Annotated in this window: 29 protein-coding genes; 9 read left to right on the top strand and 20 right to left on the bottom strand. The window is 35.4% G+C overall.

The features are described from left to right. Positions 1-157: 157 nt before the first annotated feature. From AC27VX_RS05120 to atpB, 12 genes are all read right to left on the bottom strand, one after another. On the bottom strand, positions 158-541 hold the full coding sequence (locus AC27VX_RS05120) for a GxxExxY protein (RefSeq protein WP_236854529.1): 384 nt from the start codon (positions 539-541) through the stop codon (positions 158-160). Positions 542-759: 218 nt separating this feature from the next. Beyond that, entirely contained in the window at positions 760-1,923 is a 1,164-nt protein-coding gene (locus AC27VX_RS05125; RefSeq protein ID WP_488694202.1) for a methylmalonyl-CoA mutase family protein, read from the bottom strand. A 99-nt stretch (positions 1,924-2,022) separates the two neighbouring features. After that, complete coding sequence (locus AC27VX_RS05130; protein WP_300690569.1) at positions 2,023-2,379, bottom strand: FtsB family cell division protein; 357 nt, start codon at positions 2,377-2,379, stop codon at positions 2,023-2,025. Between the two features lie 4 nt (positions 2,380-2,383). Continuing rightward, positions 2,384-2,998, bottom strand: coding sequence for a uridine kinase (udk, locus tag AC27VX_RS05135; RefSeq protein ID WP_109617533.1), 615 nt, complete (start codon positions 2,996-2,998; stop codon positions 2,384-2,386). A 208-nt stretch (positions 2,999-3,206) separates the two neighbouring features. Then, positions 3,207-3,512 (bottom strand): ATP-dependent Clp protease adaptor ClpS, encoded by a 306-nt coding sequence (locus AC27VX_RS05140; RefSeq protein WP_236854532.1) that lies wholly within the window; start codon positions 3,510-3,512, stop codon positions 3,207-3,209. 10 nt (positions 3,513-3,522) lie between these two features. Continuing rightward, a complete protein-coding gene (locus AC27VX_RS05145; RefSeq protein WP_236854533.1) occupies positions 3,523-4,881 on the bottom strand; it encodes a hemolysin family protein in 1,359 nt (452 codons plus the stop codon). A gap of 272 nt (positions 4,882-5,153) precedes the next feature. Continuing rightward, positions 5,154-6,017: an ATP synthase F1 subunit gamma gene (gene atpG, locus AC27VX_RS05150; RefSeq protein WP_236854534.1), complete on the bottom strand. Its 864-nt coding sequence runs from the start codon at positions 6,015-6,017 to the stop codon at positions 5,154-5,156. A gap of 84 nt (positions 6,018-6,101) precedes the next feature. Beyond that, entirely contained in the window at positions 6,102-7,679 is a 1,578-nt protein-coding gene (gene atpA, locus AC27VX_RS05155; RefSeq protein WP_236854535.1) for a F0F1 ATP synthase subunit alpha, read from the bottom strand. A 16-nt stretch (positions 7,680-7,695) separates the two neighbouring features. Then, positions 7,696-8,235 (bottom strand): ATP synthase F1 subunit delta, encoded by a 540-nt coding sequence (gene atpH, locus AC27VX_RS05160; RefSeq protein ID WP_236854536.1) that lies wholly within the window; start codon positions 8,233-8,235, stop codon positions 7,696-7,698. Positions 8,236-8,237: 2 nt separating this feature from the next. Continuing rightward, positions 8,238-8,732 carry a F0F1 ATP synthase subunit B gene (locus tag AC27VX_RS05165; RefSeq protein ID WP_236854537.1) on the bottom strand — a complete coding sequence of 165 codons (495 nt, stop codon included), beginning with the start codon at positions 8,730-8,732 and terminating at the stop codon, positions 8,238-8,240. A 101-nt stretch (positions 8,733-8,833) separates the two neighbouring features. Next, positions 8,834-9,052 (bottom strand): ATP synthase F0 subunit C, encoded by a 219-nt coding sequence (locus tag AC27VX_RS05170; protein ID WP_034681712.1) that lies wholly within the window; start codon positions 9,050-9,052, stop codon positions 8,834-8,836. A gap of 52 nt (positions 9,053-9,104) precedes the next feature. Beyond that, entirely contained in the window at positions 9,105-10,232 is a 1,128-nt protein-coding gene (atpB, locus tag AC27VX_RS05175) for a F0F1 ATP synthase subunit A (protein WP_236854538.1), read from the bottom strand. Between the two features lie 634 nt (positions 10,233-10,866). On the opposite strand from atpB, the gene ffh reads away from it, so the two are divergent. Next, positions 10,867-12,228: a signal recognition particle protein gene (ffh, locus tag AC27VX_RS05180; RefSeq protein WP_236854539.1), complete on the top strand. Its 1,362-nt coding sequence runs from the start codon at positions 10,867-10,869 to the stop codon at positions 12,226-12,228. 70 nt (positions 12,229-12,298) lie between these two features. On the opposite strand, the gene AC27VX_RS05185 is transcribed toward ffh, so the two are convergent. From AC27VX_RS05185 to AC27VX_RS05210, 6 genes are all read right to left on the bottom strand, one after another. Then, positions 12,299-12,967 carry a porin family protein gene (locus AC27VX_RS05185; protein ID WP_488694208.1) on the bottom strand — a complete coding sequence of 223 codons (669 nt, stop codon included), beginning with the start codon at positions 12,965-12,967 and terminating at the stop codon, positions 12,299-12,301. A 64-nt stretch (positions 12,968-13,031) separates the two neighbouring features. Then, a complete protein-coding gene (locus tag AC27VX_RS05190; protein WP_488694210.1) occupies positions 13,032-13,691 on the bottom strand; it encodes an outer membrane beta-barrel protein in 660 nt (219 codons plus the stop codon). An 86-nt stretch (positions 13,692-13,777) separates the two neighbouring features. Continuing rightward, positions 13,778-14,434 carry an outer membrane protein gene (locus AC27VX_RS05195; RefSeq protein WP_236854541.1) on the bottom strand — a complete coding sequence of 219 codons (657 nt, stop codon included), beginning with the start codon at positions 14,432-14,434 and terminating at the stop codon, positions 13,778-13,780. A 462-nt stretch (positions 14,435-14,896) separates the two neighbouring features. Beyond that, a complete protein-coding gene (locus AC27VX_RS05200; protein ID WP_488694212.1) occupies positions 14,897-15,397 on the bottom strand; it encodes a hypothetical protein in 501 nt (166 codons plus the stop codon). 217 nt (positions 15,398-15,614) lie between these two features. Further along, the gene (locus AC27VX_RS05205; protein ID WP_488694214.1) at positions 15,615-16,280 is read right to left on the bottom strand and encodes a porin family protein; all 666 of its coding nucleotides are present in this window, start codon (positions 16,278-16,280) and stop codon (positions 15,615-15,617) included. 117 nt (positions 16,281-16,397) lie between these two features. Next, a complete protein-coding gene (locus AC27VX_RS05210) occupies positions 16,398-17,357 on the bottom strand; it encodes a PhoH family protein (RefSeq protein WP_236854544.1) in 960 nt (319 codons plus the stop codon). Between the two features lie 134 nt (positions 17,358-17,491). Here AC27VX_RS05210 and AC27VX_RS05215 point away from each other — a divergent pair, with 134 nt between their 5' ends. From AC27VX_RS05215 to AC27VX_RS05235, 5 genes are all read left to right on the top strand, one after another. After that, on the top strand, positions 17,492-18,319 hold the full coding sequence (locus tag AC27VX_RS05215; RefSeq protein ID WP_236854545.1) for an SAM hydrolase/SAM-dependent halogenase family protein: 828 nt from the start codon (positions 17,492-17,494) through the stop codon (positions 18,317-18,319). 63 nt (positions 18,320-18,382) lie between these two features. Next, entirely contained in the window at positions 18,383-19,675 is a 1,293-nt protein-coding gene (locus AC27VX_RS05220) for a dihydrolipoamide acetyltransferase family protein (RefSeq protein WP_488694217.1), read from the top strand. Positions 19,676-19,933: 258 nt separating this feature from the next. Further along, a complete protein-coding gene (locus AC27VX_RS05225) occupies positions 19,934-20,281 on the top strand; it encodes a hypothetical protein (RefSeq protein WP_488694219.1) in 348 nt (115 codons plus the stop codon). Between the two features lie 168 nt (positions 20,282-20,449). Then, positions 20,450-21,076, top strand: coding sequence for a hypothetical protein (locus tag AC27VX_RS05230; RefSeq protein ID WP_236854548.1), 627 nt, complete (start codon positions 20,450-20,452; stop codon positions 21,074-21,076). A gap of 42 nt (positions 21,077-21,118) precedes the next feature. Further along, positions 21,119-22,474, top strand: a complete 1,356-nt coding sequence (locus tag AC27VX_RS05235; protein WP_236854549.1) for a chloride channel protein — start codon at positions 21,119-21,121, stop codon at positions 22,472-22,474. 16 nt (positions 22,475-22,490) lie between these two features. Here AC27VX_RS05235 and AC27VX_RS05240 read toward each other — a convergent pair whose 3' ends face one another. Beyond that, the gene (locus tag AC27VX_RS05240; RefSeq protein WP_488694221.1) at positions 22,491-22,955 is read right to left on the bottom strand and encodes a hypothetical protein; all 465 of its coding nucleotides are present in this window, start codon (positions 22,953-22,955) and stop codon (positions 22,491-22,493) included. A gap of 306 nt (positions 22,956-23,261) precedes the next feature. Here AC27VX_RS05240 and rpsF point away from each other — a divergent pair, with 306 nt between their 5' ends. The 3 genes from rpsF (at position 23,262) to rplI (ending at position 24,553) form a co-directional block, all read left to right on the top strand. After that, positions 23,262-23,603, top strand: a complete 342-nt coding sequence (rpsF, locus tag AC27VX_RS05245; RefSeq protein WP_236854551.1) for a 30S ribosomal protein S6 — start codon at positions 23,262-23,264, stop codon at positions 23,601-23,603. A gap of 32 nt (positions 23,604-23,635) precedes the next feature. Beyond that, on the top strand, positions 23,636-23,938 hold the full coding sequence (rpsR, locus tag AC27VX_RS05250) for a 30S ribosomal protein S18 (protein WP_034706728.1): 303 nt from the start codon (positions 23,636-23,638) through the stop codon (positions 23,936-23,938). 111 nt (positions 23,939-24,049) lie between these two features. Next, positions 24,050-24,553: a 50S ribosomal protein L9 gene (gene rplI / locus AC27VX_RS05255; protein WP_236854552.1), complete on the top strand. Its 504-nt coding sequence runs from the start codon at positions 24,050-24,052 to the stop codon at positions 24,551-24,553. 142 nt (positions 24,554-24,695) lie between these two features. Here rplI and AC27VX_RS05260 read toward each other — a convergent pair whose 3' ends face one another. Further along, a complete protein-coding gene (locus AC27VX_RS05260) occupies positions 24,696-25,499 on the bottom strand; it encodes a helix-turn-helix domain-containing protein (RefSeq protein WP_488694225.1) in 804 nt (267 codons plus the stop codon). Positions 25,500-25,514: the final 15 nt, after the last annotated feature.

The following is a 25,514-nucleotide window of genomic DNA, read 5'->3' on the forward strand; positions in this document are numbered from 1 at the left end:
ACCGCAGATGACACGGATTTTCACAGATGTTGAGGTTTTATTTTTTTATGTATTTTAATGCAGGTACGAGACATTGATATCTTTTTCTTCTGATTATTTTAAAAAATATGCGCAATCATCTGTGAAAATCTGCGTAATCTGTGGTTAATAAAAAAAATCAGTCCAAATCTCCTCTTACTTTCCGAAAAATACTTTTACTAATATAATCAGTATTAAAGTTAACCAGAATCCCTAGTTTCAATCCTGTTAACTTTAGATAGGTTAATAATTGCTGGTGATGAACATTTGCTATTTCTGTTACCGCTTTTATTTCTATGATCACTTTATCTTCAACAATTATATCAGCGACAAAGCTAGAGTCAATAATAGTATCTCTAAATGTAATCTTCATTGGCACCTGAGTATTCACTTTTAATCCGTTATTCTTAAGTTCGTAAGCCAAAACTTTTTCGTAAACCTTCTCCAAAAGCCCCGGTCCTAGTTCATTATAAACAGAAAAAATAGACTTCCTGATAAAAAAACTTATCTCATTTTCTTTCATAACATTTGTATTTTGTGTTTTTATAAATTTACACAAAATCTTTACAGAAAATGATCACTTATCAAAATTATCTCTGATAAAAAATATAATCAGATGTGCTGATATTATACCATTTTGCCTAAGTAAGATTGATTTGCCCTCTTATCAAGATCTTTCTCAGCTTGCGAAAAACTATAATAGGAGAATTAGAAGACTTTTTCATGATGTAAAGAATGTTTTTATTCAAACATTTCAGCCCAACGAACCGCTTTTATTTCTTTTTCGCTGTATAGGTCTGCTATTGACTTTTTAACCTCCAATTTGGGGTATAAATTAACGCCAATCAGCTTTATTTTCCCCTCTTCGATCCATTGTTGTTCTTCAATAGCGTGATCATAAATTTTCTTCTGAATAACGCCCTGCTTTAAAAGCTCAAGATAGCCTCCTGCTTCTTCCATTTCAACAAATAAAGCCCATGACTTGTCTGCAATCTGACGGGTAATATCTTCAATGTAGTAACTCCCATTAGAAGCATCTTCAAATACATTGATGATACTCTCATAAGCTAAGACAATCTGTTGCTTGAAAGAAATTTCTTTTGAATTATCTGTACTCCTGTCAACAAGGTAGTTATTGGTAAAAACGGCATCTGCTCCACCAATCATTGCGGAAGCAAGCTCTAATGTAGAACGGATCAGGTTGTTTTCACTATCCGAAACGGCTTTATTTCTAAAAGATGTTTCTGCAAAAATGTAGGGAACTTCATCCATACCGTATTCTTTTGAAAGCTGATTGAAAACTATTTTAAAAGCTCTCAACTTTGCCATTTCAAAGAAATAGTTACCTCCAACAGCGATTCTGAAGATCAGTTTATTGATTATTTCTGCACCATATGCCTCTATCAGCTCTTTAGTTTTTGCCAGGGCAATCCCCAGCTGCTGATAAATAGCAGCTCCGGCATTCTGATGTAAGGAAATATCAACACAAATGTTTCTTTTGAATTCTTTTGACAATAATTCTTTTGCCAGCTGGTCATCAATGCTTCCCTCCTTCTCGTTAAAAACATCAATGAGAGAGAAATACTGATCTTCTTCTGTAGGACTGATATGCCCTGCCAGATCTTTATTATTGATAAAAAGAGTTTTCACGGTCAGATTTTCAACATTCTGATCCAAAAGAAATGCAAATACTTCATCTTCCAGACTTTCGTGGTAGCAAGCTACCAAATGGGTACTTTCTTCAATTCTTGGCAGATTTACCAAAGGCTTCTGAACATCTGTGTAAAAAGGCTTTACCTCTATTCCCTCAAGGTTTGCTTTTTCCAGAACGGGATAAATATCCTCTGTTTTAAGCTGCTTTTTTACTAGTTTTTCCCAGTTTGGAAGTATATCTGTATTTGACATTAGTTTTGTTTAATGGAGTGAGTTATCGATGGTCAATTTTACCTGATTAAGTGAATAGTATCTCTGACTATTCACTATTGAGGTTTTTATTGCATTATTTTATTTTTTAGCGACTTTTGTACTGTCTACTACCAGAATAAAGATTTCTTCATTCGGCTTTTTCATAAAATAATTTTCTCTTGCATATTTTTCTTTCTCTGACTTGTTGTTCATCAGTTTTTTATAAAAAGCATCATTTTTTTCGTATTCTTTTTTATAATACTCCAATTGCTCTTCATTCTTATGAATCTCGCCATTCAGTTCGTTAATTACAAGAAATGAGGTTTTGTCGAAGAAAACCATCCATACCAAAAACATGCAGATCGTAATGGTATACTTATTCAAAAAATATCTCTGGATAGTTTTGAATGTTTCAGATTTCGGCTGAATGTCTTTGATAAGTTTGTTTTCTTCCATTTTTTTAATGTTTTCTCAACGAGTTTTTAATAACAGTAGTTAAAAAATCAATCGCTACGGAATTCTGTTTCATATTAGGAATAATAAGATCGGCATCATTTTTAGACGGCTCGATGAATTCCTGGTGCATAGGCTTCAGGGTAGTCTGATAACGGTGCAGTACCTCACTCAGATCTCTTCCTCTTTCCTGAGTATCTCTTCGGATACGCCTGATCAGCCTTTCATCTGAATCAGCATGAACAAAAACCTTAAGATCGAATTCTTTCAGCAATTCTTTGTTGGTAAGGACAAGAATTCCCTCTACTACCAATACATTTTTAGGTTCTACAGTGACATGATCTCCTGTTCGGGAATGTGTTACAAAGCTGTAAATTGGTTGCTCAATGGGCTCATTGTTTTTTAAAGCTTTAACATGTTTTATCAGTAATTCAAAATCGATGGACTTCGGATGGTCATAATTTAAAGCCTCTCTTTCTGTCAGTGTCAGATTCTGATTGTCATGATAATAATTATCCTGAGAAAGGATATTCATTCCTTCAATATCAAGCTGTTGAAGTATTTTATCAACAACTGTAGTTTTGCCAGATCCTGTACCACCGGCAATTCCTATTACAAGCATTCTTTTTTGTTTCTTTATAGTTGGTACAAATATACTATTTTAGATAAAATATGGCAATGTAAGAATATAATTTGAAAAATTAAGAGATTAGGACATTCAGGGATTATTGAGGGAAAAGTTAAATGTTTGAGAAATTTACAGTACAATCACTGCCTATTTGCCTCATTTTTCAATAAAAAATCCGGCAAATTGATTGCCGGATTTTATTTTATATAATTTCGCTTGTTAATTCCCTTGAAATTAATTTTTCATGCATAGGCTTCAATACATCTATTGATCCTGTTTTTACGGTGCATTTGCCTTTATAATGTACGAGCATTGTGCACTGCTCGGCCTGTTCCATTGTATGCTTGCATATTTCGATCAGACAATCAATTACATAATCGAATGTATGAATATCATCATTATGAAGCACCAGTTTATAGACATCATCCGTATCATCCAGTACCATTACTTCTTCTTCATACTGGCGCTTTGGATTTTCGTAATCTCTTATTGTATTATAAAAACTCATTCTGATTGTTTTAAACTTCTCCAATTTTATCTGCTAAGTTGTCAATAGCATTGGGTTCCTGATAGATCAATTCAACAAGCTCTACACTCTTATTATTCATTTTCAGAATTTTGAAATGATAGTTATCAAGGTCAAACTCCTGATTTTCCTCAGGAATTTCTTCTAGCTCATATAGGATGAATCCTGCCAATGAATTGTACTCGCTTTCCTCGGAAAGAGGCAGTTTTTTAGGTAAATGTTCATTGATCTCATCCAGAGGCTGGGTTGCCTGAACCCAATAGGTATTATCTGCAATTTTATCAACGATCTTTTCTTCTTCATCTTCTTCATCCTGAATTTCACCTACCAGTTCCTCCAGAATATCTTCTAATGTAATAATACCTTCAGTTCCTCCAAATTCATCAATTACAATCGCCAAATGCTGCTTTTTCTGCTGGAATGTTTTTAATAAGTCTGAAACTTTTTTACTTTCTACCACAAAAAATGCATCACGCATCAGATCTTTAAGGTCTTCATGATCAAGATCTCCTTTTCTTTTGACAAATTCACGGATGATCTCTTTGGTATAGAAAATCCCGATTACGTTGTCTATTGAGTCCAGATACACCGGAATACGGGAATACCCGCTGTCCATGATCTTGTTGATAATATCATTGATATCCTCTTCAAAGTCGATAGAAGTAATATTCTGTCTTGGAACCATGATCTGCTTGGCAGAGTGATCTGTAAAATCAAATGCATTTTTAATGATCTCATAGTTCTCTTCTTCAATCTCTCCGCTGTCTGCACTCTGCTTTACCAAAAGCTGAAGCTCTTCTGTAGAGTGAATTTCCTGTTCCGAAGCCGGATGGATTTTTATAAGTCTTAAAAAGCCATTGGACATTGAGTTCATCAACCAGATAAACGGTTTGAATATTGTATAGAAAACCCTCAACGGAACTGCAGTAGCCATTGTAGTGGCTTCTGATTTTCTGATCGCAATTGATTTTGGAATAAGTTCACCAAATACAATATGCATAATGGTAATCAATACAAAACTGGTCACCACTGAAACAGTGGTAATTGTGGTTTGTGTTAAATCTATATTTAAAGAGTGGAAGATACTTTCTACCACATGATGCAGGGCGCTCTCTCCTACCCAACCAAGGGCAAGGGATGCCAATGTAATTCCTAATTGTGTAGCAGAAAGATATTCATCAAGATGTTTGATAATGTGTTCTGCCTGTTTAGCCATCGAATCGCCTTCTGCGGCTTTTAGTTGGATTTGTGAGTAACGAACTTTAACAATTGAAAATTCTGCGGCTACGAAAAAGCCATTTAGTAAAACAAGAAATAAGGCCAGCAAAAGCCTGACTATGTCCGAGTCCATTTAGAAGTTGTATAATTTTATTAGGTACAAAGATATGCAAAATATAAATAACCTGAATCCGGGATAAGGTATTTCGGTACGGGAATTTTTGTAAGATAAAAATGAAGCGCCCACATATGGCTATTTTGAAATAAAAAAAATCATTGGACCCGTACTTCAATTTCGCTGTAAAAAGGGAGTTTTTGATCACCAAATGGCCGTTTTTAACTTCTTATACAACAAAAAAAGCATCGATAGTATCGATGCTTGTAATAGTATGTTAAAATAATTCTTTAAGAATTTTTCAAAGCTTCTGCTCCTGAAACGATCTCTAAGATTTCGTTTGTAATTGCAGCCTGTCTTGCTTTGTTGTAGAAAATCTTCAGATCATTTCTCATAGCCTCTGCATTGTCTGTAGCTTTGTGCATAGCAGTCATTCTCGCTCCGTGTTCAGATGCTACTGAGTCTAAGATTGATTTGAAAACCTGAGTTTTAATAGACTTAGGAATCAAGTTATCCAAGATCTCTGCTCTGTTCGGTTCGAAGATATAATCTGTTTCAACCTGTGGCTCAGTAGTTTCAGGCATTGAGATAGGAAGAAGCTGCTCTGTAGTTACTACCTGACTCGCAGCGTTAACGAATTTGTTATAAATAACATATACTTCGTCAAACTTACCTTCTCTGAAACTTGTCATCACCCCTTCAGCAATATTAGCTACTGCATCAAAGTTCAGATTATCATAAACGAAACTTCCATTAGTATATACTGTATGACTTCTTCTTACAGCATCATATACTTTTTTACCTACAGGAAGAACTTCAACCTCGTACTGAGATTTGTTCTGAAACTGAAGGTTAAGCTCTTTTACGATAGAAGAGTTAAAAGCACCCGCAAGACCCCTGTTTGAAGTAACAGCGATGAAAAGTACTCTTTTAACCTCTCTTTTCTGAGCATATACAGAAATCTGATCAGGATCTGAGCTAGAATTTACATTCTGGATTAGCTCCTGTAATTTTTCAGAATAAGGTCTTAGCATTACGATTGCGTCTTGTGCTTTCTTCAGTTTCGCAGCGGAAACCATTTTCATAGCACGAGTAATCTGCATCGTAGATGAAATTGACGTAATTCTGCCTCGTATTTCTTTTAAGTTTGCCATATTGGGTTAGTTGTTGGTTGTCGGCTGTTGGTTGCTAGTTTTAGAAAATTCTGTCAACTATCAACCAACAACCATCAACTAATTTTAGTTGTATTTAGAAGCTAAATCGTTAGCTGCCTGCTTAAGAACACCTGTAATATCGTTATCGATTTTTCCAGATTTAATTGCAGCCATTGTATCAGGGTGCTTAGATCTTAGGAACTCGATATATTCGTGTTGGAATTCTTTAATTTTGTTCAATGGAACGTTTCTCAATAGGTTCTCAGTACCAGCATAGATCATAGCAACCTGGCTATCTACCGGAAGTGGAGAGTTAACTGGCTGCTTAAGAAGCTCCACGTTTCTTTCTCCTTTAGAGATTACTGCTAAAGTAGAAGCATCCAGATCTGAACCGAACTTAGCAAACGCTTCTAATTCTTTATATTGAGCCTGGTCTAACTTAAGTGTACCAGATACTTTTTTCATTGACTTGATCTGAGCATTCCCTCCTACTCTTGATACAGAGATACCTACGTTAATCGCAGGACGAACCCCTGAGTTGAATAGATCAGACTCCAAGAAGATCTGTCCGTCTGTAATAGAGATTACGTTTGTAGGGATATATGCAGAGACGTCACCTGCCTGAGTTTCGATAATCGGAAGGGCAGTTAATGAACCACCACCTTTAACGATTGGCTTAAGAGATTCTGGTAAGTCATTCATCTGACGAGCAATATTATCATCAGCAATCACTTTTGCAGCTCTTTCCAATAGTCTTGAGTGAAGGTAGAAAACGTCTCCAGGGTAAGCTTCACGGCCCGGTGGTCTTCTTAATAGTAGGGAAAGCTCACGGTAAGCAACAGCTTGTTTAGATAAATCATCATAAACGATCAATGCTGGTCTACCTGTGTCTCTGAAGAACTCTCCAATAGCAGCTCCTGCCATTGCAGAATATACCTGCATAGGAACTGGGTCTGATGCGTTAGCCGCAACGATTACAGTATATGCTAAAGCTCCTTTATCAGAAAGAGTTTTAACGATTTGTGCTACAGTAGACGCTTTCTGCCCGATAGCAACATATATACAATATACTGGTTTCCCAGCTTCAAAGAATTCTTTTTGGTTGATGATCGTATCGATAGCAACAGTAGTTTTACCTGTCTGTCTGTCACCAATGATAAGCTCTCTCTGTCCTCTTCCTACAGGGATCATAGAGTCAATCGCAACGATACCTGACTGTAAAGGCTCAGTTACCGGTTGTCTGAAGATAACTCCGGGAGCTTTTCTTTCTAACGGCATTTCATATAATTCCCCTGAAATAGGACCTTTACCATCAATAGGGTTACCAAGAGTATCTACTACTCTTCCTAACATACCTTCTCCTACTTTGATAGAAGAGATTCTGTTTGTTCTTCTTACTGTATCCCCTTCTTTTACTAATTTACTTTCACCTAGTAAAGCAACACCTACGTTGTCTTCTTCAAGGTTAAGTACAATACCTTCTACATCACTAGAAAATTTCACCAACTCTCCGTATTGTACGTTTTCTAACCCGTATACACGAGCAATACCATCACCGATGGTTAAAACTGTACCTACTTCCTCAACGTTTGATTGAGTATCGAAGTTGGCCAATTGCTGTTTTAAGATCGCAGATACTTCTGCCGGATTTATTTCTGCCATTGTATGGTTGTTTTTCTTAATTTAATTGAAAATCTTTTTTAACTTGGTTTAGTTTTGTCTTCACAGACGCGTCTACCTGCTGATCACCTACTCTTAAGATGTATCCACCTAAGATATCGTGGTTGATATTTACTTTCAAATCATAGTTTGAATTAGCATTTACCAGGCTGGTAGATCTTAGTATCTGATCGATATTTTCTTTTGAAAGCTGAGTAGCTGTAGTAAGCGTTACTCTCTGCACTCCATTGATATCTTCAACTTTTTTGATGAATTCCTGAGCGATATTTTTCAATTGGTTCTCACGTCCATGCTTGATTACCAACTTGATCAAATTCTGAGAAGATACTGATAAACCTTTGAAAATTTCACTTGCTACCTCTATTTTCTTTTTTGCATCAATGTAAGGCGTAAGGAAGAATTTGTTCAAATCTTTGGATTCAATCATAATCTTCACTACATCTTTCATTTCAGAAAATACAGCAGCTGTCTCACCTGATTCATTAGTGAATTCAAGCAAACCCTGTGCGTATCTTTTCGCTACTTTAGATGTAAGCATTATTAGTTAAGGTTAGATTTGTTGATATAATTTTGAACTAATTCGTTTTGAGCTTCGTTGTTATCTAACTTTTGTTTCAAGATAGATTCTGCAATGTTTACAGATAAAGCACCGATCTGAGTTTTGATGTCTGCCATTGCAGCATTTTTCTCAGCGTTGATAGTTTGCTTAGCAGCTTCGATCAATTTGTCTCCTTCTGATTTTGCAGCATCTTTAGCTTCACCTACGATTCTGTCTTTAATTTCTCTAGCTTCTTTAAGGATAGCATCTCTTTCAATTTTAGCCTCACGAATGATTCTTTCGTTGTCAGCTTTAAGATCTTCCATCTCTTTTTTCGCCAATTTAGCTTGGTTCAATGCATCAACAATAGATGTTTCTCTTTCATTAACAGCATTAACAATTGGTTTCCAAGCGAATTTAGCTAGAAGAAACAATAGGATAACAAATGTAAGAGTCATCCAAAACAAAAGTCCAATTCCAGGTTCAATAATTCCCATATCTGTAGATTCTTTTTTTAAGTGTTATTTATGGATTGTTTTTAAAATTCTTAGCAGCAGCCAACCGCTTAACTGCTAAGAATGTTTTTTTTGAGGATAGATTACTTGATGAAAGCACCAAAGATAATCGCGATAAGACCAGCTCCTTCAATAAGACCAGCAGCGATAAGCATTGCTCCTTGAATCTTACCAGCTTGTTCTGGTTGTCTAGCGATAGCATCCATTGCATGTCCACCGATTTTACCGATACCTAGACCTACACCTAGTACTGCTAAACCGATACCTACGTAAACTAATCCTGTTCCAGTTGATAAATCCATAATAAATAAATATTTAGTTAAAAATTATTTTAAATTCTTTTTTCTTAATTAATTAGTGAGCGTGTTCTTCATGACCGTGCTCATGCTCATGTTCCGCCACTGCGATACCGATAAACAATGCAGATAATACTGTAAAGATATAAGCCTGTAGTGCAGCAACTAGTAATTCCAATACAGAAACGAATAATGCTAATGGTACAGATGCAAATCCTAACAATGGAGACTTGAAAATGAAGATCAATGAAATAATCGCCAAGATCATAATGTGTCCCGCAGTGATGTTAGCAAAAAGTCGCATCATTAAAGCGAAAGGCTTTGTAAAGATTCCGATAATCTCGATTGGAACCATAATTGGGTACAATAAGATTGGAACCGGCGGCATAAAGATGTGTTTCCAGTAATCTTTATTAGCACTGAACAATGTAATAATTAATGTAATGATCGCCAGCACACAAGTAATCGCGATATTACCAGTAAGGTTCGCTCCGAAAGGAAAGAACGGAATCAAACCAAAAAGGTTATTAATCCAGATAAAGAAAAATGCAGTTAATAAATAAGGCATATATCTTTTATATTTAACAGACCCGATGTTTGGAATAGCCACCTCGTCTCTGATAAATACAATCACTGGTTCCAATAATTTTCCAATTCCTTTTGGAAGTTGTGATTTTTTGTAATTTCTTGCCATCCCTATGAAGATTACCGCCATAAAAATTACTGACAAGAACATTGAAGCTGCGTTTTTCGTTACTGAAAGATCAAAAAACACTTCGTTTGATTTTTGTTTTCCACTGATGATTGCAAATAAAGTAGCTTTTTCAATCCCTTTAGTAGAAACTACCTGTCCTTCTTCCAAAGTATACCCATCATGTTCATGTCCGTGAGCAATACTGCTGGAAAGAAAAGTATGCCACCCTTGGTTATCCTTAATAATAACCGGCAAAGGGATAGAAACGTGATGCTCTTCACCACTGTCATCTTTTGTAGTCCATAAATGCCATTCATTTGAATCACCGATGTGTTCCATGATCACTTTAGTTGCATTGAAGCCTTCTTTTGCTTCTCTATGCTCTACTTTTTCAGCTGTTTTTTCCCCTTCAGTTTCGTGCTGTGCAGCAGCTAAACTGCTAATAAACACAAACAAAAATGCGAAAAATAACGAAGAAATTTTTCTGTTCATATCTCTTTTTTAATCGTGTGCAAATATATCGATTTTATTAAACTTTACCAATATTAAAAATTGATTTTTATCATCAAAAAAATCAAGATTTATTAATGAGTTTTATTATAGGTAAATATATAAGGAATGACGCTATAATAAAGCATACAAGTAAAAACAGAAAATTTTCTTTTGTTTTGTCAATAATCAGTAACGAAACCACAAGCCATATAATATCTTTAGGGATATTAAAGGTGAGAAACTTGAGGGCTGCATCCTCTCTACCGTGTAAATACTTTTTAAATATTATATAGACCGCTGTATTGAGAACAACAGCCAATGCTACAATAATAAAAACATCTGAAAAATTCATGGTGCAAAAATAACACTATAATTTTTTAAACAAAAAAAATCTCAAAATCTTCTATCATATATATATATTATAGTAAAAACCAAACAAAATGAATTAGAGAAAATGTCATCTGCACATTTTTAAGGCTAAAACAAATGGGATTGTGCATAAAAGAACTTTCTTTTCTTGTTCTAATTTCCTTTCTTTATTTGAATTTCAATCTAATCCTTATAATATTAAGCGAATACTACTCAGATTTCTTAAAAATTCCTTATTTTTGCAAACCTATAATTTACAATAAATATGTTTAATAGTTTACAGGATAAGTTAGACAAGGCATTACACAATATTTCCGGACGTGGAAAAATTACTGAAATCAATGTTGCAGAAACCGTAAAGGAAATCCGCAGAGCATTGGTAGATGCTGATGTTAACTATAAAGTAGCAAAAGATCTTACTAAGAGAGTTCAGGATAAAGCATTAGGAGAAAACGTTCTTACGTCCCTTACTCCAGGACAATTGATGACCAAAATCGTTCATGACGAGTTGGTAGATCTGATGGGAGGTTCTCAGGAAGGAATCAATCTTTCAGGAAAACCATCTGTAATCCTTATTGCAGGTCTTCAGGGTTCGGGTAAGACTACTTTCTCCGGAAAACTTGCTAATTATCTACAAACAAAAAGAAATAAAAAGCCTTTGTTGGTTGCCTGTGACGTATACCGTCCTGCAGCGATTGATCAGCTGAAAGTATTGGGAGGGCAGATTAATGTTCCTGTTTATACAGAAGAAGGGTCTACCAACCCATCTACTATTGCGGAGAATGCAATTAATTTTGCAAAAGCCAATAACCATGATGTTGTTATTGTGGATACTGCCGGCCGTTTGGCAATTGATGAGCAGATGATGAACGAGATTAAATCCGTACATTACTTCATTAAGCCGCAGGAAACACTTTTCGTGGTAGATTCCATGACAGGTCAGGATGCCGTGAATACAGCAAAAGCATTCAACGATGCTTTGAATTTTGACGGAGTTGTTTTAACGAAATTAGATGGTGATACAAGAGGGGGTGCGGCATTAACAATCCGTTCTGTTGTTGAAAAACCAATCAAGTTTATCTCTACAGGAGAAAAAATGGAAGCTCTGGATCTTTTCTATCCGGAAAGGATGGCAGACAGAATCCTTGGAATGGGAGACGTTGTTTCCTTAGTAGAAAGAGCTCAGGAGCAGTTTGACGAGGAAGAAGCTAAGAAACTTCATAAGAAAATTGCTAAAAATGAATTTGGTTTTGACGACTTTTTAAAGCAGATCAACCAAATTAAGAAGATGGGTAACATGAAAGACTTGATGGGAATGATCCCGGGAGTTGGAAAGGCAATCAAGGACGTAGAGATCAGTGATGATGCATTTAAGCACATTGAGGCTATTATCTACTCTATGACGCCGGATGAAAGAAGAAGACCGTCTATCATCAACACGCAGAGAAAGAACAGAATTGCAAAAGGTGCAGGAAGAAAAATTGAAGATGTGAACCAGCTGATGAAGCAATTTGACCAGATGGGTAAAATGATGAAAATGATGCAGGGGCCTCAAGGAAAGCAGATGATGCAGATGATGAGCAAAATGCCTAACATGCCTGGAATGGGTGGAATGTTCGGTAAATAATTTGAAACAAAAATGATCTATAAAAAAACTCTCAGAAATTTCTGAGAGTTTTTTATTTTATCGGTATCGTTTATTTAAACTTATACCCTATTCCAAGCTGGAAGAAATTCATTTTCAACGTCTCTCCATCTACAGGATTCTTGATCATATTGGTAAGTCCAAAGCTATAACGTGCATCCACGAATAACCCTTTATAAACATTATAATCTGCTCCTAAGAATAAACCAAAATCAGTTGATTTTAAACCATTATTCAACTCTCTTTCCAAATAACGCTCCCCTTCTTTAAGTCCTGAAGGATCTACCATACCGGCATTAGGACCGCTTACTTCAAATTTTACTGTATTATTTGTTTTAAAGCTTACATAAGGACCTGCATAAATTCCCAATTCCGGAGTCGCATAATATCTTGCAGATACAGGAATTACAATTCGGTTAAGATTCATTTTTTCAGTTAATGTAAAACCTGTGCCTGGTATCCCAACTTCTGCTTTTCCTCCAAGATTGGCATATTCAACCTCTCCCTGAAGAGCAAATTTAGCAGTAATTTTATGCTCAACTAAAGCTCCGATATAAAACCCTGACTTTGATTTTAAACTTCCTTCTATCCCCCCTAATTCGAAATCTCCTTCGCTAGAGTTTAATTTTGATAGAGCATAGCCAGCTTTTACTCCAAATGTAGTTTGTGCATTCAGCCCTGTAAATAAAGCAAGCGCTGATACAAATAAGATTTTTTTCATGATTATTATATTAAATAGTTTTTTTAAGAAAACTTTCAAATTTATGATTATATGTTTTTGTCTATTATTTTGCAAATACATATTTAACTCCAAATGTTACAGAAGCCAGATTTACATCAAATTTATAGTTATTCTGCCTCTTCGCACCATCCAGATCCCTTTTATTGGTATTGTATCCAAACTCACCAAAGGTAGCTTCTATTGACCATTTTTTACTTAAAAAATAATCCACACCCGGCTTGATATTAATTCCAATATGGGTGTAATTATTTTTCCCTTCAAAAGAAGCAAGCTCTGGATCTCCCATCTCAATATTACTGTTTGCATCCACTTTCTCCTGTCCAAATTCCAATGGAATCTGCAGTTGGCCAAATATATATAATTTGTGCGATAAAGTCCAGTATTTTCTAATGAATGGAGCTACAACAAATGCATTCTCCGTATCTTTTATTTCCAGCAGATTACTGATGGCAGCATTCCCTAATTCATACTTTGTAACAGTACTTTTATAGCCTGCTCCCAGTCCTATCGCTAAGTTTGTAGTGACAAAATAACCTGCCGTAGGAAGAATTTTCACCACATCATCCTTTCTTTTTTGAGTAAATTGGTTATTCTCACTGTGGCTATATTCTACCTGTCCGGAAAGATAAGTTGTTCCCTTAACAATCTGGGCATTTGAAAAGCCGAAAAGAGCAACCGCACATGCTAATACTATTTTTTTCATGATTATTATAGTTATATTATTAAGTCTTTTATGCTAAAAAAGCCCTAAGATATTTCTCAGGGCTCTATTGCTATATGCTTTGTTTATTATTTTGCAAATACATATTTAACTCCGAAAGTCACAGAAGATAAATTCAGACCGAAGTTATAGTTGTTTGTAGCATCACCATCTTTTGGCTTGTAGTTGTTGTAACCAAACTCACCGATAGTAGCTTCGATAGACCAGTTTTTGTTTAAGAAATAATCTAAACCTGGCTTCACAGTAACACCAATTTGAGTGTATTTAGCTTCAGTAGAAGTAGAGTTAGAAACTGTAGTCGTTCCAGAAGTTGATACTGAGCTATTTTCAATTTTAGTTTTTCCAAACTCCATTGGTACTGCTAATTGTCCGAAAATAAATAATTTATCAGATAAAGTCCAGTATTTTCTTACGAAAGGAGCAACAACGAAAGCTGGCTTCTTAGTAATATCCTCGCTTACAGTTGTTGTATTAAGGATAGATGTAGTAGTAGTAGATGTAGTTTTTTCAGTTTGGTAACCGATCCCTAAACCAATTGCTAAGTTTGTGTTAACAAAATATCCAACTGTAGGTAATACGTTGAAGTTTTCTGTTTTAAGGTTACCATTGTTAGTTTCTTCCTGAGAATAACCAACAGATCCTGATAAATATGTAGTTCCTTTAGCAATTTGAGCGTTTGATAAACCAAAAAGTGCAACAGCACCCGCTAATAATATTTTTTTCATTTTAAAAAATTTTAATACTTTCTGAGGGCAAATTTACAGTGGTAGCCACTAATATTAAAATTTGTTAATGTGATTAATATCATTGTTAAAATCCGGCACTTTACAAAAATAAATCTTATTAAAGAGAAGTTTTTGATTTTTTCACAATTTTATGAATAAATAGACTCCAAATCATCAACAGGAATTCAATATATCTAATTTTTTAAATTTATCAATTTCAGATAAAACCCGTAAAAACTATCAAAGCAATCAGTAATTACCTGTTTCAAATGTTAATATTTAATGCCTTAACTCATAAAATCCCAGCAAATATTTATAATTCAAGGGCTTTAACAGCCTGTCATAAGCTCATCATTGATGCGAATTGAAAGCTTTTGTTAAGAATTCCTTCTATTTGTTAATAGTCCCTTAATAAAAACTCCGGCCTTTCGGCCGGAGTTCTCTATATTTTTAAGAATATTATTATTTAATGAAGAAGTTATATCCTAAATTAACAGCTCCAACGTTCCAGGTATGACTCCCCCACCCCGGAAGATCACGCTTGTTGCTTATAGATTGGTATCCTATATACAACTCTCCTTTTGACATCTGGTATCCAAATTTTGGTTGTGCATAGAAACCACCATCCATTCCGTCTTTTGTAGAGATACCATATCCCAAGTCCAATCCTACAAAGATAGGTGCTCCGGAGAATCTGTATTTACCGGAAACAGCTACAGGAACAAACCCGAAATCATCAAAATGATCTTTTCCGAAGAAATGAGAATACCCTGTGGTTACCCCAAGGTCAAGACCTTTAGCAATATTCCACATATAAGCAGCATCTACTCCTAATGTAAACGAAGCTACATCACCTGCGTCAGCTACAGGAACACCAATATGTCCTCCAATTTTAAAACCTTCCTGTGCCTGAAGAGCACCTCCTAATAGTGCAAAAGCACCTACTAATAATAGCTTTTTCATTTTTTTAGTTTAAAATTACCGGCCAAAAATACTAATTATTTTCATCATGAGTACAAATGCAGACATGTTTAAAAGCCCGAACCAGACAAAAAATGAATTAAGATTTAAGTTTTTGCTGGTTTAGTGGCTAAACTATAGAGAAAAATATTCTGTTAAAATAAAGAAGCAGGACTTATTTTGTCCTGCTTCTTATTGTTTTTATTTCCGAATATCAGAATTAGTTTCCTCCGAATTTGAAACCAACACCTATCTGGATAAAGCTGTTAGTAGCCTTTTCATTTCCTTCTGCATGTTTTGCAAGATTAGAAATCCCAAGATTGTATCTTGCATCAAAGAATAATCCATTTTCCAATGCGTATTCAGCACCAAGGAAAGGAGCAATATTCAAAGTATTCATCTGATCTTTTATATCTGTTTCATCATCTCCGTTAAGCTCTAATCCCGGAATTCCGAATCCAAAATCTGTAGTAAGCTTTTGCTTTGCTGAAAGAATCAAACCAAAGCTTGCTCCTGCAGAAACAGATAAGCCTTCAGTAATGAAATATTTAGCAGAAACAGGAATTAATAAAGTATGGAAAGTCTGTTTTGCTTTGAAATCTAAAAATGTAGCCGGGTTAGACGGATCAGATTCAGATATCTTTACTTTTCCTCCCAGTTGAGAATATAAAAGTTCTCCCTGAAGAGCGAATTTGTCACTTAATTTATATTCAGCCATACCTCCTATATAAAATGTGTGTAAAGGGTCTGATGTTTCAGACTGACCATCACCTTTCATTTTTATTGTAGAGTATGAATATCCTGCTTTAGGACCAAATCGAAATTCTTGTGCGTTAACAGAAATTCCCATAACAGCGACTGCTGCAACAAGTATAAGTTTTTTCATTGTATATTAGTTTTTACATTTAAGGATGCAAAACTAATTATTTTTTTCAAATTAACAAATTTAATAATCATTATTCATGGTTAATAAAAGGTTAACAACACTTTTACTTATTTAGAATCAATCATTTCTCAGCCTCTTTTCTTCATCATTATAAGCCAGAATAATTTTTCTTACCACAGGATGTCTCACAACATCTTCTTCCGTAAGGTGTACAAAACCGATTTCATTCACTCCGTTTAAAATTCTCATCGCTTCCTTCAGCCCGGATTGCTGGTTTTTTGGTAAATCAACCTGGCTAGGATCTCCTGTAATGATAAACTTCGCATTCATCCCCATTCTCGTAAGGAACATTTTCATCTGAGCATGCGTAGTATTCTGTGCTTCATCAAGGATAACGAAGGCATCATCCAGAGTACGCCCTCTCATAAATGCCAATGGGGCTACTTCAATTACCTTTTTCTCCATAAAGCCTTCCAGCTTTTCATGAGGAATCATATCACGAAGTGCATCATATAGTGGCTGCAAATACGGATCCAGCTTTTCTTTAAGATCTCCCGGTAAAAACCCTAGGCTCTCCCCTGCCTCTACAGCAGGTCTTGTAAGAACAATTCTTTTTACTTCTTTATCCCTCAAAGCTCTTGCTGCCAAAGCAACACTGGTATACGTTTTTCCAGTTCCTGCAGGGCCAATGGCAAAAACCATATCTTTTTTCTCTGTTTCCTTAACCAGTTTTTTAAGATTAGTGGTCTTAGCTTTAATTATCTTACCGTTTACCCCTTTTACAATAATATCCTGGTCAAAGATCAGATGTTTCTCATTTTCATCTTTAATATTCAGGATATTTTCGACGTCTTTGAGCTCTATTGAATTATTTTTAGAGATGAATTTTACGATATCATCCAATTTTATTTTCAATATATCTAAAGCTTCCTGATTCCCAATGGCAAAGATAAAATGGTCTCTTCCTGTAATTTTAATGGTTGGAAAGCTTGATTTTAGTAGGTTGAAATATTGGTTATTAACTCCATAGAAGATTTTTTTATCGAGATCTTCCAAATCATACGTTAATTCAAACATGCAGTATTTTTATTTATTAGATTTTAAAATTAAAGATTTTTTTCAAATTTATATCAAATTCTTTTCAACAATCTTTCGGGCTTTCTTTTTATTTTAAATAACTTTGCAAGACTACACTATTCTAGAAATTGCTCATGTCAATTATTACCCTTACTTCGGATTTCGGAAATTTAGATTACAGAGTTGCCGCTGTGAAAGGCAAAATTCTGTCTCTAAATCCTGAGGTTAATATTATTGATATAACCCACGATATCCAGGCATTCAACCTTATACAAACTTCATATATTGTAAGAAATGCTTACAAATATTTTCCAAAAGGAAGTATTCATATCCTTTCGGTAGACAGTTTTTACCACAAATCAAGAAAAAATATCCTTTATAAAGCTGATGATTCCTACTTTTTGGCGGCGGACAATGGTCTTTTAAGTCTGATATTTTTTGATATTAAACCCGAAGCGATCTATGAGCTTACCCTCAATAACCGCTTTGATGATATTATCAATTTTACTTCTACAGACATTTTTGTTCCTGCAGCAGTGCATCTTGCCAATGGCGGACTTCCTGAAGTGATAGGACGAAAAATAGATACTGCGAAGGAACTGATGTTTCCCAAACCGGTACACAATGAATCTGAGGGAATGATCATTGGAGAAGTCACTTATATTGATAATTTCGGAAATATAATATCAAATATCAACAAAGATTTTTTTGAAAATATCAGCAAAGGATACAATGCCTTTACTATAAAATTCAGAAACCTCAGTCTTTCCCGTATATTTTCCAGCCATACGGAAGTGGTTTCGGACTGGGAAAGAGAAACGGAATTTCATGGGCAGTCTGCGGCAATCTTCAATGATAGTCAGTTCCTGGAGCTTTCTATCTATAAAGGGAGTAAAAAAAACGGGGCTAAAAGCCTGTTTGGATTGAATGTAGGCGAAAATATTTACATTGAATTCAGCTAAAATTATATATTTCATAAAAAAACCGATTTTTTTTATATATTTGTCAAAATCTAAAAATCAAAAATGGCAGAATACAAATTATTGCTTCCTTCCATGGGAGAAGGTGTTATGGAAGCGACAATTATCACTTGGTTATTCAATGAAGGTGATAACGTAAAAGAGGATGACTCCGTAGTAGAAATTGCAACAGATAAAGTAGATTCAGACGTACCGACACCAGTTTCGGGGAAAATTGTAAAAATTTTAAAGCAAAAAGACGAAGTTGCAAAAGTAGGCGAAGCCATTGCGATTTTAGAAATTGAAGGAGAAGGTTCTGTTTCTGAGGAAGTAAAAACAGAAACTCCGGCTGCCACTCCGGATACTGAAACTTTAAGCACTATTGAACAGCCCTTGCAGACTGTTCCTGCAAACGTAGAATTTTCAGGAGATCTTTATCTTTCTCCGCTTGTAAAATCAATTGCACAACAGGAAAATATTTCTGAAGCTGAGCTGAAATCCATCAAAGGAAGCGGTTTAGAAGGAAGAATCACTAAAGAAGATATACTGGCATACGTTGCCAACAGAGGTAAGCAGCCAGCTCAACAAACAGCAGCATCTACTCCAAAACCTGCAGTTTCTGCTCCGGCAGCTACTATTCCGGTAAATGCAGGTGATGAGATCATTCCAATGGACAGAATGAGAAAGATCATTGCTGAGAACATGGTGAAAGCAAAACAAATTGCTCCACATGTAACCTCTTTCATTGAAACGGACGTTACCAACGTTGTAAAATGGAGAAACAAAAACAAAGCGATCTTCGAAAAACGTGAAGGTGAAAAACTTACTTTCATGCCGATTTTCGTGAAAGCTGTAGTAAAAGCGATTCAGGATTTCCCTATGATCAATGTTTCTGTAAGCGGTGAGAACATCATCAAAAAGAAAAACATCAATATAGGTATGGCTACTGCCCTGCCAGACGGAAATCTTATCGTTCCTGTTATCAAGAATGCTGATCAGCTTTCTCTTTCAGGTCTTGCAAAAGCAATCAACGACTTAGCTTACAGAGCAAGAAACAAAAAACTAAGACCTGAAGATACTCAGGGAGCAACGTATACAATTTCTAACGTAGGAAGTTTTGGAAACCTTATGGGGACGCCAATTATTCCTCAGCCTCAGGTGGCTATCCTTGCCATTGGAGCTATCGTTAAAAAACCTGCAGTTCTTGAAACGGCTGATGGAGATGTAATTGCGATCAGAAACCTGATGTTTATGTCTCACTCATATGATCACAGAGTAGTAGACGGATCTTTAGGTGGAATGATGCTGAAACATGTTCACGATTATCTTGAGAACTGGGATCTGAATACAGAAGTATAAAAGAACAGAAATAACTCCTCTGGAATTGAATCCAAAACAGAATTTTAACTAATAACGAAAACACCTGAAGATGAAAAACGCAACATTAATCGCAATAATTTCATTAAGTCTAATTATTCTTATTGACCTTATACAGTTTGTTGGCAGCTTTTGGGATTTATACTCTATGGAGATATACCGTGTTTTTGGTGTTTTAAATCTTATTGGATTTATTGGAATACTGCAGTTTTTTGTCAAATTATACAATAAACAAAAGGAATGAGTCCGGAATTAAGAGAGCTTTTTGAAATCAAACAGGACGAAGAAACAAACAAGCAGCCTGATAATCAAAATGTAATAAATCATATTTTGATACGTCTCGCAGTAATAATTTCCGGAACTATTGTTTTCCTTATTGCCATGAGCCGGGCAAAGGGATGGGATGGGCTAGCGTACTTAATCTTTATGATGGCCTTCCATGGACTTTGGTTTCTCTTCATTGTTATTGAAACAGTTGTTCTTGAGAATAAAGGCAAATCCAGGCTCAGAAATGTTAATTTAATTTTCATAGGTGTTCTGTTATTAATCTACGGTATTGGAGCTGCCCTTCTATTCGGTGGGTCTTAAATATAAAGCATAAAGCTTCCCCACCGGGAAGCTTTTTTTGTTTGAGCCACAAATTCAGAAATCTGTTTGACCGCACTTTGCGTTTTTTTTATTGGGAGGCTGCCTTTATTACTCTTTGAATCATAGAATTTAATGAAATAGTTTTATCTTTAATAAAATATTTCACCAATGGAGCTTGATTTTAGAAAACTATATGTGACCAAATTGTTTGATTTTTCTAAACAAGAAGAAGAATTGATTTTTCAGGTTTATGATGCCTTATTGGAAATGTATGATATTTCGGTTGTCAATATTGAAGATTCTCCTTATCAGAAATTCAGTTCTGAAACAGTGGATTTTCTAAAAGAGCCAAAGATCTGCTACGCTGTCACTGATAAAGATAAAAGGACAGAGTTCTATCTATTTATCATCAATAAAATCAGTCCTTCATTCCGGTGGGTCCGTACCACTGACAAGTATGATACCTTAGAAATTTGGGGATTAAAAAAACTGAGTGAAGACTTTGGTTTTATATCCATCAACAAAAAGAAGCTTACCGATAAAATAGCGGGGATTTTCAGCAGCTTTAATATTAATTTTAAAGAAAACAGGGATTTCAAAGATTTTTACGTGCTGGGAAGTGATCCTTATAAAACGATGACCTTTTTAAATCCGGAAAGAAAGAAAACTATACAGTCTGTTGCTGATGGAAGTTTCAGCCTTGAAGTTAAAAATGATATATTATCTTTTGGATTCCCAAAAACACTGAGTATTGATAATGCTCTGGCTATATCAAAATTTTTAGAAAAAATCTGATTTTCGTTTTTTTGCCGTAATTTCATCTCACAAAACTAACAAATGCTGAAATTTTTCACCTCCATACGGGAGGCTCTTAAAAATTCCTTTGACAATATCAGGAATGAACAGCTGAAGAACAACCTGCTTCAGGCTATTCCTTTCTGGATTGCCTCTGTTATTACCGGTTTTTTCGCTGTACTCTATGCGAAGGTATTCGCCTGGGGTGAAAATTTTATGAATTTTATCTTTGACTGGCATGCCTGGATGATCTTCATTATCGCTCCTATTGGGTTTGTACTTTCATGGTGGCTGGTAAAAGAATTCGCTCCCAATGCCAAAGGAAGCGGGATTCCACAAGTTATGGCTGCGGTAGAACTTGCCAATCCGAAAGAGCATACGAAAATCCGAAGCCTTCTAAGCATTAAAATTATTTTTTTCAAAATTCTGTCCTCGGTTATTTTAGTTATAGGAGGAGGCGCTGTAGGACGTGAAGGACCCACTATTCAAATTGCAGGTTCTGTTTTCAGAAAAGTCAACGAGTACCTTCCCGAGTGGTGGCCCAAAATTTCGAAGAAGAACATGATTATGACCGGTGCGGCTGCGGGTCTTGCGGCGGCTTTTAATACGCCTTTGGGAGGAATTGTATTTGCTGTTGAAGAACTGTCAAAAACGCATATCAATTACTTTAAAACAGCTCTGTTCACTGCTGTTATTATTGCAGGCTTAACAGCTCAGACCTTAGCAGGATCTTATTTGTATTTAGGATATCCCAAAACAAATGATGTATCTTTAATGGTTATGTTTCCCATCATTCTTGTTGCAGCTACAGCCGGCATTTTTGCCAGTCAGCTTTCGGTGATTATGCTTAAAATCAATGGCTGGAAAAAGAAAACCCTGAAAACAGATAAAGCCAATGTAGTATTTTTAGTTATTTGTGCTTTAATTATTGCATCGATTGCTTATTTTATCAACAGAGAAATTCTGGGTTCCGGGAAAGAAATTATGGAACGTGTTCTCTTTACCAAAAACAAACACGAAGACTGGTACGTTCCTGTTTTAAGGATGCTTGGCCCTGCCCTGTCTTTTACATCAGGTGGTGCCGGTGGTATTTTTGCTCCGGCTCTTACCGCCGGAGCAAGTATTGGCTCTGTCATTTCAGGAGCTATTCATTTAACAGCTAACGAAACCAATGTCGTTATTCTGGCGGGAATGGTAGCTTTTCTTACCGGAATTACAAGAGCACCATTTACATCTGCTATTATCGTTTTAGAAATGACCGACAGGCATTCATTAATCTTTCATCTCATGCTTGCCGGAATGGTTTCTTCTATCGCCTCTATCCTGATAAGCAGACATTCTTTATATGATGTACTGAAGGTTAATTTTTTGAAGGAAATTAGGGGAAAAGATAATTGATAATTGATAATTGAAATTATTTCTCATTCAGCTTCTTCTCCTTTTTTAGCATAATTCTTAAATCCTTCATTGCTCCTAACAGATTGGCTGCAGCCTCATAATCCGTCATCTTGATGACCAGTTTTTTAAGTTCTCTTTTTGATTTACTGATTTCATAGGTTACAATATTCAGATAGGCAATATTATCTTTCCTTTTTGAAAGCTCATGAAAGGCAACAACTTTACTCAGATCCCACAAGTTACCTTCATGCACAATTTTACCTTTTTTATTCAAAGAATTGATCTTAATATGATCTCCTTCAAAATAAGCCTTTAGGGACAGATCATTCCTATCCCTGTCAATTCCGTACTCGTTTATTTGGGATATCATAAAGTTTCTGGCTTCATCTGCAGTCTTATATTTCCCCAGAACTTCTGTTTTACCATTATTGTAAGTTATTTGATAAATTTCAGATTTGTCTAATGAGTGAGTGGGGGCCATCAGAACTATCCAGTTCTTTATAGGTAATATTTGAACTCCCTATTTCTAAAAGTTTGACATCCATAGAGGTTCCGTTTTTTCTGGAAATTATGTCTTGGGAATAACATGATATTGCCATTAATAATAATGGAAAAACATAATTTTTAGTTCTCATAATGAAAAGTCTTAGGTACGAAAATACAAAAACGTCAATCATCTGTCAGCAGAAAAGTGAAAACTATCAATTATTCCGCTCCCACTGTTGTATATTACAAATATATTCTCTAATTTTGCACCTCGAAATAATTAACAAATTCATTTAACATTATGAACAATTACGAAACTGTTTTCATTTTAACTCCCGTTCTATCTGAGGCACAGGTAGAGGAAGCAGTGAACAAGTATGTAGATCTTATCAAAGAAAAGAACTGCGAAATCATTGCTAAAGAAAACTGGGGATTAAAAAAACTAGCTTACCCAATCCAATTGAAAAAGAATGGGTTCTATACTTTAATCGAATTTAAAGGAGAAGGTACTGTAGTAGCTGACTTAGAATTAGCATTCAAACGTGACGAAAGAGTAATCCGTTACCTAACTACAAAACTTGACAAGCACGCTGTTGAGTACGCTGTAACTAGAAGAGCTAAAGTAAAAGCAGCTAAAGCTTAATTATTAACCCTATTTTTTAAAAAAGACAAGACATGGCAATAGATGAAATGGCTAAACAAGCCTCTGCAGGAGGAGAATCAGAAGTAAAATTCCTTACTCCACTTGATATCAATACAAAATCTGAAAAGAAATATTGTAGATTCAAAAAATACGGAATTAAGCACGTTGACTACAAAGATGCTGATTTCTTATTACAATTCGTAAACGAGCAAGGTAAAATCTTACCAAGAAGATATACTGGAACTTCTTTAAAATATCAAAGAAAAGTTTCTGCTGCTATCAAAAGAGCAAGACACCTTTCTTTACTACCTTACGTAGCTGACTTATTGAAATAAGACAAAAAAATAAATAAAAGAAGAGGGCAACCTCTTCTTTTGTTGCTGAATAAATAATTAATTCTAACTTGATTTTGGATCACTCTAAAATCTAAAAAAAGGACAACAACAATGGATATTATCCTAAAACAAGACGTAGAAAACTTAGGACTTGAGTTTGATACAGTAAGCGTAAAGCCAGGTTATGCTAGAAACTTTTTACTTCCTAAAGGAATTGCACTTTTAGCTACACCTAAAAACAAAGCAGCTCTAGAAGCTACTTTAGAAGCTAGAAAAGAAGAAGAAGCTAAATTAATCGCTGCTGCTAACGCTGTAGTAGATCAATTAAAGAAAACTTCTATTACTATTCCTGCAAAAGTAGGTTCTGGTGATAAATTATTCGGATCTATCAACAATGCAGATCTTTCTGCAGCTCTTGCTAAAGCTGGAGTTTCTGTAGAGAAGAAATACATCAAAATCCCAGGGAACACTATTAAGAGAACTGGTAAAGTAACAGCAAACATCAGATTACACAGAAACGTTGAGTACAATTTCGAATTTGATATCGTATCTGACGCACCGGTTGTAGCTGCTCCTGCTGCTAAGAAGGAAGAAGTTAAATCTGAAGAAGCTTAATCAAGCAACCGAGATTTTCTCACCATATAAAGACCACTTCAATGTAATTTGAAGTGGTTTTTTATTGGATATAATTTTATAGAGAGGCTTTAGAAATAATATCGTGTATTGTAAGTCTACATTATCCAGCCTGCCCATACAGTTAGCGGTCACCTCTCAATTTGTGCTGATATTCTGTGGGGGCCACTCCAATTATCTTTTTAAAAATATTGCTGAAGGAGGATAAACTGTTATACCCTACCATCATTGCAATCTCATACATATTGTATTTCCCTTCTGATATAAGTTCAAGGGATCTGGTAATTCTCAAAGCTCTCAGAAAACGGACATAATTCATGCCCAGAATCTCCTTAAATTTTCTGGAAAGGGTTCTGGTACTCATTCCAAATTCTTTAGCTGTAGATTCAATCGTAAGAGGCTTCCCAAGGTTTGCATGAATATACCTGGCAATCTTCAATAAAGTTTCATCTTTAGGAAAGGGATGCTGTACAGGAAATGCAAGCTGTTTATCTCTTTTCTCAGGTAAAACCCCTTTCAATGCTTTGAGAAAAAAATATTTAGAACCATCATTTTTTGTGATTTTTCCATCCCAGTCTTTCGTATGCAAAATCATCTCACGAAGCAGATTATTTACAGAGTAGATATTAATTTCATCAAAAAAGCCACTTTCGCCATCTTCTTTTTTAAAATAAAAATTGTACAAATCAACTTTCGGACTGGTAGAAAAAATATAATGTGGCGTCCCGGCAGGTATCCACATGAAACATCTTGCCGGAAGATACCAGTGCCTCAAATCAGTAAAAATATGCACAATACCCCCTTCTGCGTACACTAACTGCGCCGAACTGTGATAGTGAATTTCTGTTGTTACATTTCCCGTAAGTACGTGATAAATGTAAAACTCTGAATCTTTATCTTCAACTTCTTTAAAATGGTCGTGGTTCATGAAATAAAGATAAGG

The sequence above is a fragment of the Chryseobacterium sp. 14P4.3.2 genome, from assembly GCF_057799275.1.

Excerpts from the sequence above, each read along its gene's own strand:
- atpB (WP_236854538.1), bottom strand. The coding sequence starts at position 10,232 with ATGAACAGAAAAATTTCTTCGTTATTTTTCGCATTTTTGTTTGTGTTT.
- atpH (WP_236854536.1), bottom strand. The coding sequence starts at position 8,235 with ATGCTTACATCTAAAGTAGCGAAAAGATACGCACAGGGTTTGCTTGAA.
- rplI (WP_236854552.1), top strand. The coding sequence starts at position 24,050 with ATGGATATTATCCTAAAACAAGACGTAGAAAACTTAGGACTTGAGTTT.
- ffh (WP_236854539.1), top strand. The coding sequence starts at position 10,867 with ATGTTTAATAGTTTACAGGATAAGTTAGACAAGGCATTACACAATATT.
- AC27VX_RS05215 (WP_236854545.1), top strand. The coding sequence starts at position 17,492 with ATGTCAATTATTACCCTTACTTCGGATTTCGGAAATTTAGATTACAGA.
- AC27VX_RS05190 (WP_488694210.1), bottom strand. The coding sequence starts at position 13,691 with ATGAAAAAAATAGTATTAGCATGTGCGGTTGCTCTTTTCGGCTTTTCA.
- AC27VX_RS05165 (WP_236854537.1), bottom strand. The coding sequence starts at position 8,732 with ATGGGAATTATTGAACCTGGAATTGGACTTTTGTTTTGGATGACTCTT.
- AC27VX_RS05230 (WP_236854548.1), top strand. The coding sequence starts at position 20,450 with ATGGAGCTTGATTTTAGAAAACTATATGTGACCAAATTGTTTGATTTT.
- AC27VX_RS05210 (WP_236854544.1), bottom strand. The coding sequence starts at position 17,357 with ATGTTTGAATTAACGTATGATTTGGAAGATCTCGATAAAAAAATCTTC.
- AC27VX_RS05225 (WP_488694219.1), top strand. The coding sequence starts at position 19,934 with ATGAGTCCGGAATTAAGAGAGCTTTTTGAAATCAAACAGGACGAAGAA.
- rpsF (WP_236854551.1), top strand. The coding sequence starts at position 23,262 with ATGAACAATTACGAAACTGTTTTCATTTTAACTCCCGTTCTATCTGAG.
- AC27VX_RS05120 (WP_236854529.1), bottom strand. The coding sequence starts at position 541 with ATGAAAGAAAATGAGATAAGTTTTTTTATCAGGAAGTCTATTTTTTCT.
- AC27VX_RS05130 (WP_300690569.1), bottom strand. The coding sequence starts at position 2,379 with ATGGAAGAAAACAAACTTATCAAAGACATTCAGCCGAAATCTGAAACA.
- AC27VX_RS05140 (WP_236854532.1), bottom strand. The coding sequence starts at position 3,512 with ATGAGTTTTTATAATACAATAAGAGATTACGAAAATCCAAAGCGCCAG.
- rpsR (WP_034706728.1), top strand. The coding sequence starts at position 23,636 with ATGGCAATAGATGAAATGGCTAAACAAGCCTCTGCAGGAGGAGAATCA.
- atpG (WP_236854534.1), bottom strand. The coding sequence starts at position 6,017 with ATGGCAAACTTAAAAGAAATACGAGGCAGAATTACGTCAATTTCATCT.
- AC27VX_RS05170 (WP_034681712.1), bottom strand. The coding sequence starts at position 9,052 with ATGGATTTATCAACTGGAACAGGATTAGTTTACGTAGGTATCGGTTTA.
- AC27VX_RS05235 (WP_236854549.1), top strand. The coding sequence starts at position 21,119 with ATGCTGAAATTTTTCACCTCCATACGGGAGGCTCTTAAAAATTCCTTT.
- AC27VX_RS05145 (WP_236854533.1), bottom strand. The coding sequence starts at position 4,881 with ATGGACTCGGACATAGTCAGGCTTTTGCTGGCCTTATTTCTTGTTTTA.
- AC27VX_RS05240 (WP_488694221.1), bottom strand. The coding sequence starts at position 22,955 with ATGGCCCCCACTCACTCATTAGACAAATCTGAAATTTATCAAATAACT.
- AC27VX_RS05195 (WP_236854541.1), bottom strand. The coding sequence starts at position 14,434 with ATGAAAAAAATATTATTAGCGGGTGCTGTTGCACTTTTTGGTTTATCA.
- AC27VX_RS05260 (WP_488694225.1), bottom strand. The coding sequence starts at position 25,499 with ATGAACCACGACCATTTTAAAGAAGTTGAAGATAAAGATTCAGAGTTT.
- udk (WP_109617533.1), bottom strand. The coding sequence starts at position 2,998 with ATGCTTGTAATAGGAATTGCCGGTGGTACAGGATCTGGCAAAACTACA.
- AC27VX_RS05185 (WP_488694208.1), bottom strand. The coding sequence starts at position 12,967 with ATGAAAAAAATCTTATTTGTATCAGCGCTTGCTTTATTTACAGGGCTG.
- AC27VX_RS05220 (WP_488694217.1), top strand. The coding sequence starts at position 18,383 with ATGGCAGAATACAAATTATTGCTTCCTTCCATGGGAGAAGGTGTTATG.
- AC27VX_RS05125 (WP_488694202.1), bottom strand. The coding sequence starts at position 1,923 with ATGTCAAATACAGATATACTTCCAAACTGGGAAAAACTAGTAAAAAAG.
- AC27VX_RS05205 (WP_488694214.1), bottom strand. The coding sequence starts at position 16,280 with ATGAAAAAACTTATACTTGTTGCAGCAGTCGCTGTTATGGGAATTTCT.
- atpA (WP_236854535.1), bottom strand. The coding sequence starts at position 7,679 with ATGGCAGAAATAAATCCGGCAGAAGTATCTGCGATCTTAAAACAGCAA.
- AC27VX_RS05200 (WP_488694212.1), bottom strand. The coding sequence starts at position 15,397 with ATGAAAAAGCTATTATTAGTAGGTGCTTTTGCACTATTAGGAGGTGCT.